This is a genomic window from Hydrogenovibrio sp. (assembly GCF_965140365.1).
Taxonomy (GTDB): Bacteria; Pseudomonadota; Gammaproteobacteria; order Thiomicrospirales; family Thiomicrospiraceae; genus Hydrogenovibrio.
Genome location: NZ_OZ223196.1, coordinates 365,839 through 381,811 on the forward strand (window position 1 = coordinate 365,839; position 15,973 = coordinate 381,811).

A 15,973-nucleotide genomic window follows, 5' to 3' on the forward strand; every position below is an offset into this window, starting at 1 on the left:
ATGGCAACGTTTGAATATAAAGCGCTGACGGCAGACGGAAAAACGCGCAAAGGCAGTTTGGACGGCGATTCACCGCGTCATGTTCGGCAGTTGCTGCGTGATCAAAGTTTGACGCCGTTGGATGTGAAGTCCGTCGACCAAAAGCGGAAAACGACGGGCGGTGCCACATCAGGGCTGTTTACACCGGTGATTCGCACCGGCGATTTGGCGTTGCTGACCAGTCAGTTGCATACCTTATTGAAAGCCGGGATGCCGTTGGCACAAGCAATTAAAGCGGTATCCATGCAGGCAGAAACCCGAACGGTGCGCCGTTTTTTATCCGCCTTGCATGCCAAAGTTATTGAAGGGCATTCGTTTGCTCAAGCCCTGGCATTGAGCCATTACCGGGTGAATGAAGAGTACATTGCCACGGTGCGGGCCGGGGAAGAAAGCGGGCATTTGGAACAGGTGTTGGCTCGGTTGGCTGAATCGATTCGGCAGCAGGAAAAGATTCGCAAGAAAATCCAAACCGCGATGATTTATCCCGCCATTATGGTGGTGATGTCGGTGCTGATTGTGTTGTTCCTGATGATTTACGTGGTACCGAAAGTGGTGACGGTTTTTGACAATATGGAACAGGCTTTACCGCCCTTGACCCAAGGGATGCTGACGGTCAGCGAGTTTTTGCAATTGCATTGGCTGGCGTTGTTGTTTGCAGTGATTCTGCTGTTCGTGGGATATCGTTTTTTGATGAAACAGCTGACTTGGCGGCGGCGACGAGATCGGTTCTGGTTACGGTTGCCGATGCTGCGTAAGTTCTTGATTTACGCTTCCAGCGCACGTTGGGCGCGAACGCTTGGCGTATTGCTGGCCAGTGGTGTCACTGCGACGGATGCGTTGCGTATTTCGTCCGAGGTCATGACGTTGTTGCCGCTGAAAGAGAAGGTATTGAAGATGGTGGAGCAAGTCCGTGAAGGGAAAACCTTGCAGGATGCCATGACGGAAGCGGCTTTTTTCCCGCCCTTGTTGCTGAACCTGGTGCAGACGGGGGAAGGCAGTGGTCAGCTCGATACCATGCTGTTGGAAGGTGCCGACCATTATGAATCGGAAGTCGAAAACGCTGCCGCCACCTTGGTGAGTTTGGTTGAGCCTTTGATGATCTTGATTATGGGCGGCGTGGTGTTGACCATCGTATTGGCCATTATGTTACCGATTTTCGAAATGAACCAAATGGTGGGGTAAGTTTTAAACCTCACAAAATGTTAAATTGAATAGATGAAGAGGCTGAAATGAAAGCACAAAATATGACGATGAAACGCCGTAAACAACAAGGGTTTACCTTGATTGAATTGATGGTGGTCGTGGTGATTCTGGCGATTTTGGCGGCGATTGCCGTTCCGAAGCTGATGGATCGTCCTGATGAAGCGCGCCTGGTGAAAGCCAAGCAGGACATCGGGGCCATTTCGTCGGCGTTGCAGTTGTATAAGCTGGACAACTACCGGTACCCAAATACAGACCAGGGCATCGAAGCACTGGTGGTCAAGCCAACCAGCGATCCAGAGCCGAAAAACTGGAAACAATATCTTCAACAGGTGCCGAAAGATCCTTGGGGCAATGACTACATTTATCTGAGCCCGGGTGAACACGGTGATTTTGACCTTTACACCTTGGGTGCGGATGGCGAAGACGGCGGAGAAGGTATTGACGCCACGATTGGTAACTGGAATATTCAGTAAGCGTGTTGCGGTTTCGGCCTCACTCTTTCGTCGATAATGACCAGGCCTGGTGGTTTCTGCCAAAAGGCCTCTCTGAAGCTCGCCAGAAATACAGAAAGCGCCAACAGGGCTTTACCTTGATTGAATTGATGGTGGTGGTGGTCATTGTGGCCATTTTGTTGACGGCGGTGGTGATTTCCATCCAGCCGAGCGAGTCATCCAAAGTGCGGCAGCAAATCGGGGCCGTGAAAGGTTGGATGCAATCGGTATGTGACCGCGCCGCTTTCGATCAGCGCATTTATGTCATGATGCCGACGCAGACGGGCATGACGTTTGCCAGGCAAGTGAAACAGGAATGGTTAACACCACCCAAGGCGCGGGAGTTGACTTGGCTGGATGGTTTGACGGTGGATTGGCAGATTAATGAGACTTCGCCATTACAACAAAGTCTGCCTAAACCGGGCTGGTTGTGCTGGCCCAGTGGTGAAATGCTTGGCGGTGAATTGCAGTTTACACTGGGAAAGACCCAGCGGATACTGCGCTGGAACGCCATTGGACAGTTTGAGGAATCGGGCCGTCATGAGTGATAAAAACACCTCTTCAGTTCGCCGGGCAGAACGGGGTTTTACCTTGATTGAAGTCATGGTTGCGCTGGTGATTGCGGCCTTGGCCTTAACGGCTTTAACGCGCGGGTTGGGGCAGTATGTGTTTCAACAAGGCCAATTGCAGGAACGGGTAATTGCCACTTGGGTGGCGGAAAATCGTTTATTGGAATTGCAACGTTTGCCGGGTGCCCAAATGGAAACCCGGGCACAGGAAACGGCACTGAGCCAAGAATGGCAAACCGAGTTCACCACTTCCGATACTTTGATTGAAGGTATTCAAAAGGTGGAAGTGGCGGTGACCGCACCGGCCGAAAAGCAGCCGACGGTGAGGCTGTATTCGATTTTGGGAGGCGGTTAATTTGCCCTCGGTCGCCAATAAACAAGCCGGTTTTACGTTAATCGAACTGTTGATTGCGGTGGCCATTGCGTCGGTGATTGCCGTGTTATCCTATCAAGCCATCCACCAAGGCGTGCTGATTAAAGAAAATACCGATGAATCGGTCGAGCGTTTTGAAGCCGTACAAAGAACGCTTTGGTGGATGGAACAGGATTTCACTCAAATGGCACCGCGTACGGTTCAAGATGTATTAGGGTCGGCCTTACCGGCGTTTCAATTGAGTTATGATTACGGTGCGGAAATGACGCGTATTGCCGTTTATCCATCGCCTTACGGGGTGGCAGGCCTGGTTAGAATCGGTTATGTGCTGGAAGACGGGGTTTTATACCGTCAGGTCTGGCCGGTGATCGATCGGGCACCGGATTCGGAAGTGGAACGCTTGCCGGTGCTGTCGGATGTGGCTCGTTTTGACGTTCGCGCTTTGAATGCCGATAATCAGTGGCAGGAAATCTGGCCGGAAGCGGACCAGCCGTTGACCGATTTACCGAAATTGATCGAAGTGACGTTAACGTTGGAAGATATGGGGCAAATACGCCGTCTGTTTCCCGGTGTGGATGGCTTGCCAGGGGTTTCTGAGGGCGCTTCTGAATGACCCGTGGTATCGAACAGACAAGGCCGCAAAAAGGGTTTGCGCTGTTGACGGTGATGATTGTGGTAGCGTTGATTGCGATAGTCGCATCCGAGCTGATTTACCGGCAAGGGCTGGCAATTCAACGCAGTATGAATATGTTGCATCAAACCCAAGCCGCAGCGGTGACCTGGGGGTTGGAGTCTTGGATAAAAAAGGGCCTGTTGTTGGATGCGCGCGCGAATCAAACCGACCATCTTCAGGAAGAATGGGCGCAGCCGTTGATGCCGGTGCCTTTTGAGGGCGGTGACGTGTCCGGGCAATTATTCGATCAGCAAGGGTTGCTGAACTTGAATAATTTGCAGGAGACCGACGAAACATTGCGTAAGAAGTGGCAGGCCATTTTCGAACGCTACTTCCAGCTCAAAGAACTGGACCCGAGCTTGGCGGCGGTGATTATCGATTGGGTGGATGTGGATAATAACTTGACACAAAACGGGGCGGAGTCCGATTTTTATCTGTTGAAACAGCCGCCGTATCGAACCGCCAATCAAAAAATGGTGTTGGTGGAGGAGCTGGGTTTGTTAAAAGGTGTCACCGCAGAGGTGATCGAGCGGGTGAAACCGGAGTTGGCGGCTTTGCCGTCAGCAACGCCGATCAATATCAATACGGCACCGGCAACGGTTTTACGAGCATTGGCGGATTGGATGACGGCAGAAATGGCGACGGCTTGGAGCGAGCAACGAAAGACATTGCCAGCGGATGATACCGCGGTTTTTCGGGAATTTTGTGTGGCGCAGGGCGTTTCGCAAGAGCGGGTAAACGAAGATTTACCCGATGACTTGATTACCGTGCAAACGGATTATTTTTTACTGAAGGGTTTGGCCGATTACGGTGCTTCGCAATGGCATACGGCGGCCTTGTTTTATCGCAAAGGAACTTCGTACGTGAATTTAGTACAACGTTGGGTGGATGTCGCCGATGACTGACGCACGTCAAGCCACGATGAATCTGGATGGCCAGCTGGAAATGCCGCAAGAGGCGTCTTCGGTGCCATGGGTGTGGGTGCCGACCGAGCAGGTGCTTTTTCTGGATGCTTTCGTGCCTGGCAAACGAACGGCGGATTGGATGCAGGCGCTACCGTATGTGTTGGAAGAACGTTTGGCGCAATCGGTGGAAACCTTGCATTTTGCCGTTTTACACCGCGAAAATAGCGGCGAACGGGCCGGTTGGACGCAGGTGGCGGTGGTTGAAAAAGATCGTATGCGTCGCTGGCTGGATGAGCTGGAAGCTCAGGGCATCCCTAATGCGGAGTTGGTGCCGGATTGTTTTCGCTTGCCCATCCGTGGCGAAACGCTGGATTTAACCCAAAACAGCCAGGCCTGGTTGGTTTGGCAAGATGAAGACCAACAACGTCGTTTGATCCGAAACGGCGTTTCTTCAGGTCTGGCGGGCGATGCGGTCTGGTTGGAGCAAGTCTGGGAATTGGCCTGCGAGCAGCAACCCGGTTTGCAACAGGAGATTCTGCCAAGTCTTCCAGAATCGGATTGGACAAACCTTAAATCTTTTAACCTGCGTCAGGGCGAATTTCGCGCGGCGAGCGACAACGGGCGTGTCTGGCAAACCTGGAAATGGCCGATGATATTGCTGGTGGCGATTTTCGCCGTTTTGATGATCGACACTGTGCTGAAAACGCAGCGTTTGAATTCGCAAGCGACAGCCTATGAGCATCAAACGCTGGCGCTGTTCAAACAGCTTTTTCCCGATGTTAAGCGTGTGGTGAATATTCGGGCGCAAACCAAGGTGCGCTTGAATCGTGCGGCCGATGAAGCGGATACTTCGGACTTTACGGTGATGTTACGCACGGTCGAATCCAAGGTGAAACCGCTACTCGATAAACAAGCCATGCGTTTGCAAGAATTGCGCTGGCAAAATCGTCAATTGAGATTAACCGTGTCGGCCAAGCAATCGGGCACTTTGCAGCAATTAGCGGACGCTTTGAATCAACGCTTTGAGGCCGAGTTTAAACTGTCGCACGCCGCTCCGAATCAAACCGAAGGAGTCATTTATGTTCGCGCGCGTTAATCAGTGGTGGTTGGATCATCTACCCGCGGGTTGGTTGCAGGCCTGGCGAAATTTGTCGGAACGGGACCGAAAATCCATTCAATGGTTGGGCGTGGTTGTCGGTTTGGCTTTCATTTATTTTTTGGTTTGGTCGCCGGTATCGGGGGCATTGGACAAAGCGCAAAATCGTTTGGACCGTGCGCAATCGGAGTGGCAGTGGCTGAATGCCCAATTGCCGAAACTGGAAAATCAGCCGGCTTCTCCGGCGATGGTATTGCTGGATTCGCAGTCGCGTTTGACGGCTTATGTGCAACAGAAATTACGCGCCCATCAGATCTTTTCACAGCTATCGGAAATCGCGCCGGTCAATAAACGCAATCGCGCCGGTATCGAGGTGCGGTTCAATTCGGTCAAAGCGCCGCATTTTTTCACCTGGTTGTCGGAGATGGAACAAGAAGGCGTGTTGGTTAATACACTCGACGTGAAGCCTTTGAAACCGGGGTTGATTCAAGCCAAGGCCGGGTTTGAGGTGGGGCCGTGAAACGTATTTTGCCAATCAGCGTTTTTAGTGTGATATTGCTACTGTCTTTTTTCTGGCATTTGCCCGCCGGTTGGGTGTGGCAGCAAATTCACGCCTCACGGGTTTTGCCGCCAAATCTTAAGGTGACGGACCTGGACGGCGTTTGGTGGCAAGGCTCTGCGCGAGTGGGTTGGCGGCAGGGCAATGAGGCTTTGGCACTTGGAAACTGGCGGTGGGCCTGGCGACCGTCGGCTTTATTTTCCGGCCAGGTCGGTTTGGATGTGGTTTGGACACCGGTGAAACAGTCGGTTTCCGCCACGGTTTTTTGGGATGGTAAGCAATTGGCTTTGGAGGCTTTATCGGGCCGTCTAGGCGTTGCGGATTTTTCCGGCGTGGTACCGAAAGTGGGTCCGTTATTGATGGATGCCGGCGGTGAGATTGTTTTGAATAACGTGGCGGCGGAAATCACTCTAAACCGCCAGGCCTGGCCAAAAGCGATCAACGGGGATGTTGTCATCCGAAATTTGCAATTGTTGGGGGCCAAGGTGCCGTCATTAAAGGTTCATCCTTCCATGGCGCAAAAACAGCTACGCTTTGATTTAACAGGCGATGGTGATGGCTGGCAGCTTTCCGGGCAAACGGAAGTGAACCCGAACCACACCTATCGCTCGCAATTGAAAATAGAAGCGGAGTCGGCAGAGCGTATGCCGGATTGGGTGAGTATGGTGTTACCGGTGAAAAGTCCGGTACTGGCGGAGTCGGATCAAACGGGGCGTTGGTAATGAAGAATCGCGTAGGGTTTCGGTTAGTGGTCGTGGCAGGTCTGGTCGGATTTTTGACGGGCTGCGGGGGTGGCGGAGGGAGCGGCTCCAGCAGTGAGGTGGTTCAACCGGAAGACGCCGTCATTAACGATGCGTTCATCAATGAGCAATGGTATTTGAATAATGTCGGGCAATCCGCCTTGACCTCCACGGGGCTCGGCGGCGTAGCCGGTGAAGATATCCAAGCGTTTAGCAGCACCTTTTTGAGCCCTGAAAATTACGCCAAAGGTTACAAAGGAAATGGTGTTGAAATTGCGATTGTCGATACCGGCTTGGAAATCCGGCATGAAGATTTGGCTGCGAATGTGGTGGAGGATGGCTCTTATAATTTTTTAGATGGCACGAATGATCCAACGTCTACGGTGACGGATGGTGATCATGGTACCAGTGTGGCCGGTTTGGCGGCCGGACGCGGCGGTAATGCGATAGGGATATGGGGCGTAGCGCCACATGCTTCTCTGCGTGGGTTTAATTACTTGAAAAATCAAACACTTCAGAATCAGTTAGCGGCGTTAGGGTATCAACCGACGGTGGCGGGCATCAGTGGGTTGAATAATGAAACGGTCAGTATCTTTAATAAAAGTTACGGTTCCAACCCATATCTTATTTACGATTTGGATGTGCCTTCCGGAGCGGTGATTGCACAAGTCATGGACGTGATGCAATGGGGCGCGGAAAACCTACGCAATGGTAAAGGTGCTTTATATGTGAAAGCGGCTGGTAATGAATACGGTGGTGGGTCGGTGTTTACCAGTAGTTGGTGTAAACAGGCCATTGATCACGGCATTACCTGTTATAACCTAAATCAGGAAACCGAAAACAATTCGCCTTACCAAATTATGGTGGGGGCCTTTAATGCGGATGGAAAGCGATCGTCGTACAGTAATACCGGCTCATCTTTGTGGCTGGCGGCACCGGGGGGCGAGTATGGTGTAAATTCCCCTGGCCTGCTGACAGCGGATCAAAGCGGGTGTGATAAAGGGTATAGCCCGTTGAACGCCTTGGTTGGTTTTGACCGGGGGGATTCCGGGAGTGGTAATGAATCCTGCAGTTATTTTTCCCGTTTTAATGGCAGCTCATCGGCAACTCCAATCGTCAGTGGCGCCATCGCATTGTTGCTTGAAGCCAATCCGGATTTGACCTGGCGCGATGTGAAACATATTCTGGCGACCACGGCGCGTCAATTGGATACCGGTTTGGCCGCGAAAACGCTTTCGTTGAGTGGATCGAATATCACGATTCAACAGGGGTGGGTGGAAAATGCCGCCGGTTATCATTTTAGTAATGCCTATGGCTTTGGTGCGGTTCATGTTCAGAATGCGGTGCAAATGGCTTTGGACTGGAAGGCTTCCGGCACCCATTTACCGGATTTAGTTGTTGAAGGCAAGGACGTACTGCCGGAGCAAACCTTCAGCTCCGATAATGTCATTGCAAGTGGACGTGCTTCCGGGTTGACAAAGACGCAAACGGTTGCCTCGAGCCTGACTCTCGAAACCGTGATGGTGACATTGGATATCTCCGCAACCACCAGTACTGCAAATCCAAATATTGATCCGAGTGATTATCTAATCGAACTGATTTCGCCGGCTGGTACCCGCTCGATTTTGTTGACGCCGTTCAATGCGTATCAATCCGGTAATAATATGGTGGGACTGGTTTTGGCGACGCATGCATTTTATGGCGAAAGCGCAACAGGCACTTGGACATTGGAAATAACCGATGTGGATGATGGGGCGACGACGCGTATCAATAACGGCGGTATTGGACAGTTGGATGCTTTTCAGCTGACGTTTTACGGACATAACACTTAAATGAATCTAGAGGTCATTATGAAGAAAATCGGGTCCGGACTCCTTCTGTTGATGGTGAGTTTTTCGGCGCAAGCCTTTACAGAAGCGTGCCAGTTAGTGGCACAAATGGCGGGGCCGGATTATCAGGCCAAGCCGAAGCGTTTCGGTTCGCTGACGGCACCGGAGGATCTGCCGAAGTCGGTTGAGGCGTCTTTCATCGAGCGCAATGGCGGTTGGTTTATTTATCAAGCCTCAAAAGATTGGTTTGATGTTGACCATTGCGGGCCTAAAGCGCAAACGGAGGGCTCGACGACTTATGAGTTTGTGCCGGTGCTGTTGAATCGGCGCACTGGCTCGAATGCGGTGGTGAACGGTGTGTTTTTGATTAAAACCTACCGTGAAGAGCATATTGATCAAATCGCCGAACGTTACGGTTTTAAGATGGTTTCCTCTTTACCCAATCGTTTTACGGCGGTGTTTGATGTGAAACCGCAGGTGTCTTATGACAAATTGATTGAAACCCTAGACCGTGACCGGGATGTGGAATTTGCGGTACCGTTGTTGAGCGAGCCGCATTACCGACCGCGTTAAACGGACAATATCCAATCTGGCCAGGCCTGGGCGTTTTTACCGAAGTTGGATATCAAACAATTGTTTGCTGGTTTGGCCGACCAACTCTTCTGATAATTCTTGTTTCAGGGCATCCAGCGCTGCATGGACTTCCGACGCGGTTGTCTGTGAGGCTTCTTTCATCAATTCGAAAAAACGGTCGGGCAAGACCTTGTCCTTCAAATAAACTGCCGCCGTTTGGTCTTCCAGAGTAATGAAAAAACTGAACGACAGGTTGGCGTAAGGGTTCCAGCGCGCATCGGGAATTGTGCGGTCGACGAAGTAAGCGCTTTGTGTCGGGGCTCGGGTGAGAAATTCAATGGCGTCTTTGACGCCTGGACCGGGATGGCCGGTGAGGATGGAAAGCGGTTCTCTCGGTAGTGGCGCGTCAGGTGTGAGGACCGATGCGGCCGCTTGAATCGCCTTGAAACCGATGGCGGCGCCGGCGATATTGGCCAGTCCGTGGTATTTTCGAATGTCGTCAAAAGTGATGTGGAACACATCGTTTCGATCTTGAATTATGACCGTGTCTAACATAGTTGTCTCTCTTAAAGTGAAAAGTGCCGGATAACCGGCACTGAAAGGGGCTATTAGAATCCGATGGTCAAGCCGACCTTGAAGTTACGCCCCGGCTGAAGCAGTGGGTTGGTTTTGCTTTTCGGATAGTTGATGTTTTCCGGCACGGTTGGCATGGAATAGCTGACATCGAAGATGTTCTCGATGCCGAATCGCAAGTCCGTATCTTTGAAGTAACGTCCGAAGAAAATCCCCGGATTTACACCGGTGTAGAAGTTGAACACCATGTAACCGGCGCGTTCACGTTCGATGGATTTGTCGACCACGTCGTTGTCGGTCGCCCATTCGGTGGTGCCTTCAAAGTAGTATTGGTACTGGTTGGTCGCGTCGTAGCGTAAGCTGGCGAAACCGTTTAGCGGCATGATTTGCGGTAACGGTTCGTTACTGACGGTGTCTCGCCCTTCAATCCAGCTGATATTGGTCATGGCGGTGACTTCACGAGTCGGTTTCCAGGTGATGTCGAATTCCACCCCATTGATGGTGGCTTTGCCGACGTTCTGAATTTGCTTGGCCGGGTTACCGTTATAGGTGGTGTTGACCGTGGTAATCAGGTTGTCGAAGTCACTGCGGAACGCGGTCAGGTTGGCGCGGACGGTTCGGCTGTGGAAGCGAGTCCCGATTTCATAGGTGATGCCGGTTTCCGGTTTGATGTCCGGGTTTGGAATACGAAAATCGGAATACACGCCGGTGCCCACGGCGGACACCTCGGTCGTCGATGGGGCACGGAAAGAGGTATTGATGTTCCCGACCAGATCGAAGTTTGAATTCAGCATATAAATGGCACCGATGCCGCCGGTTGGCTGGCTATTCTCGGTATCACCGGCATCGTCGAACAAGGCTTTGGTTGTCGGGTCGGTGATGTAGTCGGTGTCCAAGCCGGTTTTCACATAGTCATAACGCAAACTGCCGGACAAGGTTAAACGGTCGGTGGTATCCCATTCCTGCAACATGAAAATCCCAACATTCTGCTGGTAGGATTTTGGACTGCTTTTTACTTTTGGACCGCCTTTGGTGCTTTTTTCGGAAGAATCACGGCGTTCATCGTACCAATCCAGACCGTAGGTGGAGACCACGGGAGCCGATGACCAGGGTGCGACAGCGATTAAACGCCCACCGTAGGTAACTGGCCCGTTAACGTAACTGTCCACATAAGTGGATGGGTTATTGGTATTGGGAACAACGTGTACGTGCGTATTCAGTTCACGGCGGTACAAGGAGGCTTCCACCGATTCCACCCAGGCGTTATCAAATTCGCCTTTATAGCCCAAAGAGACATATTCTTCGCGCATCGGGTCTTCGCGCATTTCACGTTGTAGTTGCCCAGGTTCATTGCCGGCACCCGGTGCGGCGAATTGTCCGCCGGCACGGCCACGGGTGACGTCCGCTGATTTGGCAATCACCTCGACACGTTGGCCTTTCTTGAAGGTGTAACCGATACGGGCATCGTAGTTTTGCACGTTGTAATCGGAATTCGGAATGGTGCCTTCCGGCGACTCGTAATCCTCGGCGTTACGCGCATTTAATCCCAGTAACACATCGAAACCATCGCCGGCCCCGGCCAGTTGCAAACGTCCGGCGTAACCGTTGTTGGCGCTTTGGTACTCCATGTCGACCAGGGAGTTGGTCAATTTAAATGGTGCCATTACATCGCCTTCCGCGCGTTTGGTGGTCACATTGATGACGCCGCCGAAGGAGTCGGTTCCGTAAAGGGAAGAGGCTGGGCCGCGGATGACTTCGACACGTTCAACCTGATTCGGGTCCAATAATAAATATTCTAAGGTGTTTCGGCCACGGAAACGGTCGCCGTTGATAAACAACGGCGCGCGGAAATTCTGGGTGCTGAAGCCGCGGATTACAATCTGGCCGGACAACATGCCGTCCGGTGCCATGGAAACGCCTGGCAACTCATTCATCAGGGTGGTCAGGTTGGTAGCCTGGCGTGTTTGGATGGCTTCATTATCGATCACCGAAACCGATTTCGTCACACTTTCCAGCGTTTGCTCGCTCCGGTTGGCGGAAACCTTGACGCTTGGAATCACGGTAGATGATTTTTCCGTTGTCTGTTTTGTGTCCTCAGCGGCCAGCAGGCCTGGTGAAAATAGGGCAGAAGTCGTCAAAATCGCACTGGCCGCTGTCCATTTTTGTTTTGCCATGATAGAAAAACCTTGTTATATTATCGAAAGAATTGATAATGGTATTGCAATTGATAACCAATATCAATTATATTTTTTGTAAGGAAATTAAGCATGGTTCATTTTTGGGCGCCAGTCACGTCTCGTGTTTGGCGAGCGATTTGGGGAGCTTGGTTGGGCATGTCGGTTTTGTCGGTACAGGCGGAACCGGTTGTGTTTACCGACCAGCAACAACGCAAAATTGCCTTGGATCACCCGGCGCAAAAAGTGGTGATGATTCCGATCCCCGGTGCGGGGATGGCGATTTCAGTTGACCGGAATGCACAGCGGTTGACCGCGATTCACCCGTCGGCCAAAGCGGCGATTGAAGAAAGCCTGATGGGGAAAATGTTCCCGAAGAGTTTAGCGCTTCCGACCGATGCGGTCGGGCAAGGCTTTATGCCAAATGTGGAAACGATTTTGCAGCAGCAGCCGGACCTGGTGTTTCAGTGGGGCACCATGGGTGAAGACGTGGTGGCACCGCTTGAAAATGCCGGTTTGAATGTGGCCCTGATGAATTACGGCAAAGAAGACGATGTCATTCGCTGGTTTGAGATGATGGGAGAGGCCTTCGGACAACAGGAGCGGGTGACGTCTTTATTGAAATGGCGGGAGGATGTGCGTCAGGATGTGGCGGCCAAAATGGCGTCCGTACCGTCGAAATCCAAACCGAGAACCTTGTACTTTTTGCGGTTCCAGTCGCAAAAGCGGGTGGCGGGTCCGGCCAGTTATAACGATTTTTCGATTGGCTTGGCCGGTGGGCAGAATGTCGTGACCGGCGGCAATTTCAAAGAAGTGAATGTCGAACAGGTTTTGGTTTGGAACCCGGAAGTGATTCTGCTCAACAATTTTGAAACCGATTTAACGCCACGGGATATTTACCAACACCCAATTTTATCGGCCACTTCGGCGGCCATTCATAAACGGGTATATAAAATGCCGATGGGCGGCGCACGCTGGGATCCACCGGGCCAGGAATCGCCCTTAATGTGGATGTGGTTGGCGAATATATTGCAGCCGGATCTGGCCCGTTATGACTTGAAAGCGGAAATGAAACAGGCCTATCGACGGTTGTACGGTTACGAATTGACGGATGCCGACATTGCCTACATCTTGCATGCCGACGCCAATGCGGGCAGTTTGGGATATGAAGGATCGGCACCATGAGTTGGGTGGAAAAACACCGTCGTCAAACCCTGCTGATGTGGCTGTTGTTGTTCGCCTGCCTCGTGTTGATGATGGTTTCCCTGGGCGTGGGACGGTTGTCGGTGCCATTTCATCAGATACCGGCGATTTTACTGGATAACCTTTGGCCGATGGACGGTTCCTGGAGCGCGGTTCAAGAGCGTGTCGTGGAGCTGGTACGCGGCCCGCGTATTTTGATGGCGGTGGTGGTCGGTGCTGGCCTGGCGGTGGCCGGGGCCAGTTTACAAGGCGTTTTCCGAAACCCGTTGGTTGGCCCGGACATCATCGGGGTATCTTCCGGGGCCGCGTTTGGAGGCGCTTTGGCGATTTGGCTGTTCGACAGCAGTGTGATGACGGTTTTGTTGGCTTTCGTGTTCGGTTTGGCGGCGATGATGATTGTGTCGTTCATCAGTCGGGTCGGCGGGCAAAGCCCGATGCTCTTGCTGGTGCTGTCCGGTGTGGTCACGGGCGCGTTTTTCAGCGCCTTAGTGTCGCTGATCACCTACCTGGCCGATCCAGAGGACCGATTGCCGGCCATCGTCTATTGGCTGTTGGGCAGTTTTGCTTCGGCCAACTATGACCGGGTGTGGATTGTATTGGTGCCGACCTTAATCGGTTCTCTGGTGATTTTCGGCATGCGCTATCGCATCAATATCCTGTCGCTCGGAAATGAAGAAGCGCAGGCGTTGGGCGTGAAAGTGGAAAAAGCCCGTTGGCTGATTTTGATTATGGTGGCCTTGATTGCCTCGGCGACGGTGGCGGTGGCGGGTGTCATCGGCTGGGTCGGGCTGGTGGTGCCGCATTTCGCTCGGATGCTGGTGGGGGCGGATCATCGTTTGTTGATTCCGGCATCCGCCATCATTGGTGCGGGCTATTTGGTGATTATCGATACCCTGGCGCGCAGTGCGACCACGTCCGAAATTCCGCTCGGCGTATTGACTGCGCTGGTGGGGGCGCCGCTCTTCGTTTGGCTGCTGCGAAAAACGCAGGCGGGAGGTTGGCGCAATGCTTAAGTTGGACAATGCCGGTTTTTACTACGGTCAGAAAAACTGGGTGTTCCGGCGCCACAGTTTCGAAATCGAATCGGGTGAGATCGTGGCGATTCTCGGGCCGAACGGGCGGGGAAAAACCAGTCTTCTGAAATCCATTATCGGTTTGCAGTCCTTGTCGGAAGGGCAGGTGGCTGTGTCCGGTGAAATTGGTTACGTGCCGCAAAGCACCGACATGATGTTTGAATACCGGGTCTTGGATGTGGTCGTAATGGGCCGGGCCCGTCATATCGGGTTTTTCGCCTCGCCCAACCGGGAAGATTACCAAATGGCGCATCAAGTGTTGCAGGAGCTGGAAATCGACGACTTCGCCGAGCGATCGTTCAGCCAATTATCGGGCGGTGAGCGTCAGTTGGTCTTGATTGCGCGAGCCATTGTCTCGGAATGCGACATCATTGCGTTGGATGAACCGGCTTCGGCCTTGGATTTTCACAATCAGGACAAGGTGTTGCAAACCTTGAAACGGATGGCCAAAGAGCGCCGTTTAACCATTTTATTCACGACCCATTATCCTCAGCATGCGTTGTATCTGGCGGATAAGGTGCTGTTGATGTTCGACACCGAAGCGTATCGCTTCGGTCCGGTCAGTGACTTGATGCAAGACCAAGTCTTGTCGGAACTGTATAACATGCCGATTCACCGTACCACGCTCGACTACGGAGAAGGCCGTGTCGAAACCGTGGTGCCAGTGTTCGGTGCGGAGAAACCTGCATGAAACCGATTTTATATGTCATGAGTTTGCCCAATCAGGGACAGGCATTTTGGGGTCAACCCGAATTCAAAGAACGCGTGGTAATGGTCGATCAGTATGGCTTGCCGGACATCGAGTGGCACAATTACAGTGGCATCATTGTTTCCATGCACAGCGACCAGCGCTGGTTGCAGACCTTGTCGAACCGCATCGCCGATTTTATGAATCAAGGCGGCTGCTTTGTGTTTCAAGGCCATATTGCCTATCCGTTTTTGCCCGAACTGCAACGCTTTACCCCGATGCCGTCTCCGACGCTGGCGGATTTTGCGGTACAACTGCGTGAACCCCATCCGGTGTTCGCCGGGTTTGATGTCAGCACGTTCAATTGCCGTAAAGGCGTCGCCGGTTTTTGGGGGCGGGGGGCCAATCCGGCCCCATCCGGCAGTCGAATCCTGAACACCATGGGGCAAGGCGCTTATCCGGTAGATTGGGAATGGTCTTACGGGGATGGAAAGCTCTTTATGCATGGCGGAAACGATTTGTGGACCAATCGTGAATCGATGGCGGAAAACACCCAATTGTTCCGTCAATTATTGGATTGGATTCAGGAGGTTGAACAATGAAAATCGGCGCGCTCGACGGCGGCACTTCATACCACTATGTGGCCTTGCACCAACCGCCGTTCAATCAATATATTGATCGAACCATATACCTACCCGAATTGGCCGAGACCGACCTGGACGATTTGGATGTGCTGATCGTGACCTGCCGCAGTCATCCGGAACAATTACGCCGCAATGCCGACAAACTACAAGTGTTCCTGGCACAAGGCAAGACCTTGATGATTATGGGTGAAACCGAACCGCAGACTTGGATGCCGGGCGTCGAGCAGGAACCCGTGCCGCTGAATTACTGGTGGTGGCTCGAGCCGGACGGCGAGTTCGATTTGGAAGTGGCAACCCCCGACCATTCGATTTGGCAATATTTGTCTTTGGCGGATATGACATGGCATTACCACGGCCTGTTGAACCCGCCGGAAACCGCCACGCCGTTGCTGGTGCATAAAGAGACCGGGCAAGCGGTGCTTTGGGTGGACGATCATTTTCAGGGCGGACGCGTGTTGGTGACCTCTCTGGACCCGTTCTTTCATCACGGCAGTCATTTCATGCCCGCCACCACGCGCTTTCTACACGGTTTTTTTCAGTGGCTCAAAGCTTGAGAAACGCCCAGGCC

At 52.5% G+C, this 15,973-nt stretch carries 18 protein-coding genes; 16 read left to right on the plus strand and 2 right to left on the minus strand.

Annotated elements, in window-relative coordinates:
* From gspF to AC0KH7_RS01840, 11 genes are read left to right on the plus strand one after another with little or no spacing between them, the layout of a single operon-like run.
* Positions 1–1,221: a type II secretion system inner membrane protein GspF gene (gene gspF / locus AC0KH7_RS01790; RefSeq protein ID WP_472370141.1), complete on the plus strand. Its 1,221-nt coding sequence runs from the start codon at positions 1–3 to the stop codon at positions 1,219–1,221.
* Between the two features lie 47 nt (positions 1,222–1,268).
* Positions 1,269–1,715, plus strand: coding sequence for a type II secretion system major pseudopilin GspG (gene gspG, locus AC0KH7_RS01795; protein WP_472370143.1), 447 nt, complete (start codon positions 1,269–1,271; stop codon positions 1,713–1,715).
* 2 nt (positions 1,716–1,717) lie between these two features.
* Positions 1,718–2,281, plus strand: a complete 564-nt coding sequence (locus AC0KH7_RS01800; RefSeq protein WP_472370145.1) for a prepilin-type N-terminal cleavage/methylation domain-containing protein — start codon at positions 1,718–1,720, stop codon at positions 2,279–2,281.
* Complete coding sequence (gspI, locus tag AC0KH7_RS01805) at positions 2,274–2,657, plus strand: type II secretion system minor pseudopilin GspI (protein ID WP_472370146.1); 384 nt, start codon at positions 2,274–2,276, stop codon at positions 2,655–2,657. Before AC0KH7_RS01800 ends, gspI begins: the two co-directional genes overlap by 8 nt.
* 1 nt (position 2,658) lies before the next feature.
* A complete protein-coding gene (gene gspJ / locus AC0KH7_RS01810) occupies positions 2,659–3,288 on the plus strand; it encodes a type II secretion system minor pseudopilin GspJ (protein ID WP_472370148.1) in 630 nt (209 codons plus the stop codon).
* On the plus strand, positions 3,285–4,253 hold the full coding sequence (gene gspK / locus AC0KH7_RS01815; protein ID WP_472370150.1) for a type II secretion system minor pseudopilin GspK: 969 nt from the start codon (positions 3,285–3,287) through the stop codon (positions 4,251–4,253). Before gspJ ends, gspK begins: the two co-directional genes overlap by 4 nt.
* Positions 4,246–5,349 (plus strand): type II secretion system protein GspL, encoded by a 1,104-nt coding sequence (gene gspL, locus AC0KH7_RS01820; protein ID WP_472370152.1) that lies wholly within the window; start codon positions 4,246–4,248, stop codon positions 5,347–5,349. Before gspK ends, gspL begins: the two co-directional genes overlap by 8 nt.
* A complete protein-coding gene (gspM, locus tag AC0KH7_RS01825) occupies positions 5,333–5,869 on the plus strand; it encodes a type II secretion system protein GspM (RefSeq protein ID WP_472370154.1) in 537 nt (178 codons plus the stop codon). The genes gspL and gspM overlap by 17 nt, the downstream gene beginning before the upstream one ends.
* Positions 5,866–6,630 (plus strand): type II secretion system protein N, encoded by a 765-nt coding sequence (gspN, locus tag AC0KH7_RS01830; RefSeq protein WP_472370156.1) that lies wholly within the window; start codon positions 5,866–5,868, stop codon positions 6,628–6,630. Before gspM ends, gspN begins: the two co-directional genes overlap by 4 nt.
* The gene (locus tag AC0KH7_RS01835) at positions 6,630–8,480 is read left to right on the plus strand and encodes a S8 family serine peptidase (protein WP_472370158.1); all 1,851 of its coding nucleotides are present in this window, start codon (positions 6,630–6,632) and stop codon (positions 8,478–8,480) included. Before gspN ends, AC0KH7_RS01835 begins: the two co-directional genes overlap by 1 nt.
* 18 nt (positions 8,481–8,498) lie before the next feature.
* Positions 8,499–9,050, plus strand: coding sequence for a hypothetical protein (locus AC0KH7_RS01840; RefSeq protein WP_472370160.1), 552 nt, complete (start codon positions 8,499–8,501; stop codon positions 9,048–9,050).
* Between the two features lie 36 nt (positions 9,051–9,086).
* Here the strand turns inward: AC0KH7_RS01840 and AC0KH7_RS01845 are convergent, their stop codons facing one another.
* Both AC0KH7_RS01845 and AC0KH7_RS01850 read right to left on the minus strand, forming a co-directional pair.
* Positions 9,087–9,605 (minus strand): hypothetical protein, encoded by a 519-nt coding sequence (locus AC0KH7_RS01845; RefSeq protein WP_472370162.1) that lies wholly within the window; start codon positions 9,603–9,605, stop codon positions 9,087–9,089.
* 53 nt (positions 9,606–9,658) lie between these two features.
* Positions 9,659–11,797 carry a TonB-dependent receptor plug domain-containing protein gene (locus tag AC0KH7_RS01850; RefSeq protein WP_472370163.1) on the minus strand — a complete coding sequence of 713 codons (2,139 nt, stop codon included), beginning with the start codon at positions 11,795–11,797 and terminating at the stop codon, positions 9,659–9,661.
* Positions 11,798–11,890: 93 nt separating this feature from the next.
* Here AC0KH7_RS01850 and AC0KH7_RS01855 point away from each other — a divergent pair, with 93 nt between their 5' ends.
* From AC0KH7_RS01855 to AC0KH7_RS01875, 5 genes are read left to right on the plus strand one after another with little or no spacing between them, the layout of a single operon-like run.
* Positions 11,891–12,982: an ABC transporter substrate-binding protein gene (locus tag AC0KH7_RS01855; protein ID WP_472370165.1), complete on the plus strand. Its 1,092-nt coding sequence runs from the start codon at positions 11,891–11,893 to the stop codon at positions 12,980–12,982.
* Entirely contained in the window at positions 12,979–14,013 is a 1,035-nt protein-coding gene (locus tag AC0KH7_RS01860; protein ID WP_472370167.1) for a FecCD family ABC transporter permease, read from the plus strand. The genes AC0KH7_RS01855 and AC0KH7_RS01860 overlap by 4 nt, the downstream gene beginning before the upstream one ends.
* Positions 14,006–14,764 carry an ABC transporter ATP-binding protein gene (locus tag AC0KH7_RS01865; protein ID WP_472370169.1) on the plus strand — a complete coding sequence of 253 codons (759 nt, stop codon included), beginning with the start codon at positions 14,006–14,008 and terminating at the stop codon, positions 14,762–14,764. The genes AC0KH7_RS01860 and AC0KH7_RS01865 overlap by 8 nt, the downstream gene beginning before the upstream one ends.
* Entirely contained in the window at positions 14,761–15,363 is a 603-nt protein-coding gene (locus AC0KH7_RS01870) for a hypothetical protein (protein ID WP_472370171.1), read from the plus strand. Before AC0KH7_RS01865 ends, AC0KH7_RS01870 begins: the two co-directional genes overlap by 4 nt.
* Positions 15,360–15,959 carry a hypothetical protein gene (locus AC0KH7_RS01875; RefSeq protein WP_472370173.1) on the plus strand — a complete coding sequence of 200 codons (600 nt, stop codon included), beginning with the start codon at positions 15,360–15,362 and terminating at the stop codon, positions 15,957–15,959. The genes AC0KH7_RS01870 and AC0KH7_RS01875 overlap by 4 nt, the downstream gene beginning before the upstream one ends.
* Positions 15,960–15,973: the final 14 nt, after the last annotated feature.

Excerpts from the sequence above, each read along its gene's own strand:
- gspL (WP_472370152.1), top strand. The coding sequence starts at position 4,246 with ATGACTGACGCACGTCAAGCCACGATGAATCTGGATGGCCAGCTGGAA.
- AC0KH7_RS01875 (WP_472370173.1), top strand. The coding sequence starts at position 15,360 with ATGAAAATCGGCGCGCTCGACGGCGGCACTTCATACCACTATGTGGCC.
- AC0KH7_RS01865 (WP_472370169.1), top strand. The coding sequence starts at position 14,006 with ATGCTTAAGTTGGACAATGCCGGTTTTTACTACGGTCAGAAAAACTGG.
- AC0KH7_RS01840 (WP_472370160.1), top strand. The coding sequence starts at position 8,499 with ATGAAGAAAATCGGGTCCGGACTCCTTCTGTTGATGGTGAGTTTTTCG.
- gspK (WP_472370150.1), top strand. The coding sequence starts at position 3,285 with ATGACCCGTGGTATCGAACAGACAAGGCCGCAAAAAGGGTTTGCGCTG.
- AC0KH7_RS01870 (WP_472370171.1), top strand. The coding sequence starts at position 14,761 with ATGAAACCGATTTTATATGTCATGAGTTTGCCCAATCAGGGACAGGCA.
- AC0KH7_RS01855 (WP_472370165.1), top strand. The coding sequence starts at position 11,891 with ATGGTTCATTTTTGGGCGCCAGTCACGTCTCGTGTTTGGCGAGCGATT.
- AC0KH7_RS01860 (WP_472370167.1), top strand. The coding sequence starts at position 12,979 with ATGAGTTGGGTGGAAAAACACCGTCGTCAAACCCTGCTGATGTGGCTG.
- gspF (WP_472370141.1), top strand. The coding sequence starts at position 1 with ATGGCAACGTTTGAATATAAAGCGCTGACGGCAGACGGAAAAACGCGC.
- AC0KH7_RS01835 (WP_472370158.1), top strand. The coding sequence starts at position 6,630 with ATGAAGAATCGCGTAGGGTTTCGGTTAGTGGTCGTGGCAGGTCTGGTC.
- gspG (WP_472370143.1), top strand. The coding sequence starts at position 1,269 with ATGAAAGCACAAAATATGACGATGAAACGCCGTAAACAACAAGGGTTT.
- AC0KH7_RS01850 (WP_472370163.1), bottom strand. The coding sequence starts at position 11,797 with ATGGCAAAACAAAAATGGACAGCGGCCAGTGCGATTTTGACGACTTCT.
- AC0KH7_RS01845 (WP_472370162.1), bottom strand. The coding sequence starts at position 9,605 with ATGTTAGACACGGTCATAATTCAAGATCGAAACGATGTGTTCCACATC.
- gspM (WP_472370154.1), top strand. The coding sequence starts at position 5,333 with ATGTTCGCGCGCGTTAATCAGTGGTGGTTGGATCATCTACCCGCGGGT.
- gspI (WP_472370146.1), top strand. The coding sequence starts at position 2,274 with ATGAGTGATAAAAACACCTCTTCAGTTCGCCGGGCAGAACGGGGTTTT.